The organism is Burkholderia sp. MSMB1498 (assembly GCF_001526245.1).
Taxonomy (GTDB): domain Bacteria; phylum Pseudomonadota; class Gammaproteobacteria; order Burkholderiales; family Burkholderiaceae; genus Burkholderia; species Burkholderia savannae.
The window spans coordinates 1-1,616 of sequence record NZ_LOYJ01000125.1; the positions used below are offsets into that span (position 1 = coordinate 1).

Annotated in this window: 3 protein-coding genes; 2 read left to right on the forward strand and 1 reads right to left on the reverse strand. The window is 56.2% G+C overall.

Annotated elements, in window-relative coordinates:
* Nucleotides 1-20 precede the first annotated feature (20 nt).
* Nucleotides 21-395, reverse strand: coding sequence for a winged helix-turn-helix transcriptional regulator (locus WS91_RS30045; protein ID WP_059608709.1), 375 nt, complete (start codon nucleotides 393-395; stop codon nucleotides 21-23).
* Between the two features lie 130 nt (nucleotides 396-525).
* Between WS91_RS30045 and WS91_RS30050 the strand changes: the two genes are divergently transcribed.
* Together WS91_RS30050 and WS91_RS35045 are read left to right on the forward strand one after the other, a co-directional pair.
* On the forward strand, nucleotides 526-1,287 hold the full coding sequence (locus WS91_RS30050; RefSeq protein ID WP_052145010.1) for an isochorismatase family protein: 762 nt from the start codon (nucleotides 526-528) through the stop codon (nucleotides 1,285-1,287).
* Between the two features lie 255 nt (nucleotides 1,288-1,542).
* Nucleotides 1,543-1,616, forward strand: a 74-nt coding sequence (locus tag WS91_RS35045) for a DUF1427 family protein (protein WP_156432564.1), incomplete at its 3' end; no start/stop codon positions are given.

Consider the following 1,616-nt stretch of genomic DNA (forward strand, 5'->3'; position numbering starts at 1 on the left):
AGGGAGAACCACAAAGACGTTCACTGATTGACGTCTTGACTCGATAACTCGTCACCGAACAGTTGATCGGAAATCTGCGCCATCGCATGAAAAACCGGCTCGAGCAACTTGCCCCTGTCGGTAATCATGTACTCGACATAGGGCGTGGCCGACTTCCGAGCGATGCGTTTGACGAGCCGCTGCTGTTCGAGATATCGCAGTCTTTCAGTCAGTACCTTCGACGAGACCGGCTCGACTATTCGTTGGATTTCCGCGAAGCGATAAGTAGCCCCATCCAGCAGAAGCCACAGAATCCGTGGCATCCATGTGCCGGAAAAAATATCCACGAAGCGCTCGAAGGGGCAAGGTTGCCTGGACGCCGGGAACGGCGCGATTCTGGGGGTGGGTTGGTCCATGTCGAGTCCTGTCGGTTACCAATTGGTAAGTACCTTACCGTATAGAAACTTGCGTGTTAGTGTCGCACATACTCGCCATTGATGTGTAGAAGCGTTTAGCGAGATCCCTCCACTAATTTCGGATAACAAAATGATCGACAGACCGGCAGATATTGTTAGCCCCACCACCAATCAGATCCAGCCTCCCGTTGTTTCGGCGGAAGACGCGGCGCGCGCTGGCCGTGTGCCGTACGACAAGCCGACGCCGGAAAACGCGATCGTCCTCTTTATCGATCATCAGATCGGGCTGATGGCGGGTGTGCGCGATTTCGGCTCCTTGGCCGAATATCGAAGCAATGTCGTCGGCCTCGCGCGCGCGGCGAAGGCGCTGAAGATGCCCGTGCTGATCTCGTCATCGAACGCGCAATGGCAGAACGGCGATACGCTACCCGAGATCAAGGACATCTTCGGCGACGAGCCGATCTACAGGCGCACCGGCATCATCAACTGCTACGAAGATCCGACGTTTCGCGCAGCGCTGGAGAACCTGGTTCGGCAAACTGGCCGCAGGCACATCATCATTTCCGCCGTGACGATCGGAACCTGCTGTGCGTTCCCGACGCTCTCCATGTTGCAAGACGGCTACAAGGTGTTTCCTGTCGTCGACGCATGCGGCGCGTGGAACGCCTATGAGGCGCAGGCCGCCATGTCGCGGATGAGCAAGGCTGGCGCTGAACTGGTCACGACGTTCGCGCTCGCCTGCGAGCTTCAAGCCGACTGGAAGCTGCCGAGCGCGAACGACATGCTCGCACCGTTCATCCAGAACCTTCCGGAATACGGATTCGTACTGCAGAACTTCTGGAACAACGCGAATCAGCACGCGGTTCCGGACCCGTTCGGGATCGTGAAGTAAGCTCATTGAATCATGTTGTAGAGAAAGGAATTGGAAATCGAATTTGATAATTCGGCATCCATAATATATTGGCAGGAAGTTCCGCCACGTCGCGCAAGCGTGAGTGGCGGAAACGCATTCGATGCGCCCAGACGCCGCGCTTCAAACGACGCGGCGATCGAACCTACGCGCCCCCGCTTCGCGAGACAAATTGCAGAGCCGCAGAGCCGTTGGGGATTTCAATTTCGCTTCGGGTGAAATGTTTTTCACACGCTCATGAAACTCTACCTGTTGTCATTGGGAGCCGGCGTTTTCGTCGGCGTCATTTACAGCCTGATCAACGTGAGATC